Here is a 680-nt window from a genome sequence, read left to right as displayed (position 1 = left end):
AGGAATAGCACAAGCAGCTCCAGTAGCTGATGAAGTAGAAGCTGTAACAAGACTTGCTGGGAAAGGAAGAGTAGAAACTTCTGTAGCAGCTAGTGAAATGGCTTTTGAAGAAGGGGCTAAAGACGTAGTAATAGCAGGATATGATGGAGAGGTGGACGCTTTAACAGGTACACTTTTAGCAAGTGCTAAAAATGCTCCATTAATCTTAACCAATGAAGACAAGCTTCCAAACGTAGTTAAAGAAGAACTTGAAAGACTTGGAGCTGAGAATGTATATATTCTTGGTGGAGAAAAAGCAGTTTCAGCAGATGTTGAAGCTGACCTTAAAGAAGACTACACAGTTGAAAGAGTAGCTGGAGACGACAGAGAGAAAACAGCTGTTGCAGTAGCTGAAGAAGTTGACGGACAAACAGACCATGTATTCTTAGCTAAAGGATATGATATCCTAGCAGATGCATTAGCTGTAGGACCTGTATCAGCTTTAAAAGATATGCCAGTGTTCTTAACTAATACTAATAGAACAACAGATGCAACTTTAGACGCAATGAAAGATTTAGGCGTTAAAGAAGTAACTATAATTGGTGGAGAAAAAGCAGTAACTCAATCAGTTGTAGATCAATTAGAAGATTATAAAGTAAACAGAATAGAAGGAGACGACAGAGAAAAAACAGCTTTAGCAA

The 680-nt window shown here is 38.4% G+C and carries 1 protein-coding gene; it reads left to right on the top strand.

Features of this window, described 5'->3' with window-relative positions; all coding sequences use genetic code 11:
• A partial coding sequence (locus ACTHW2_RS08040; RefSeq protein WP_442263435.1) for a cell wall-binding repeat-containing protein occupies positions 1-680 on the top strand: 680 nt, incomplete at both ends.

Origin of the sequence: Tissierella sp., from assembly GCF_052089545.1 — a bacterium.
In the GTDB taxonomy this organism is placed as follows: Bacteria; Bacillota; Clostridia; order Tissierellales; family Tissierellaceae; genus Tissierella_A.
This window is presented reverse-complemented; position numbering and strand designations above follow the sequence as displayed.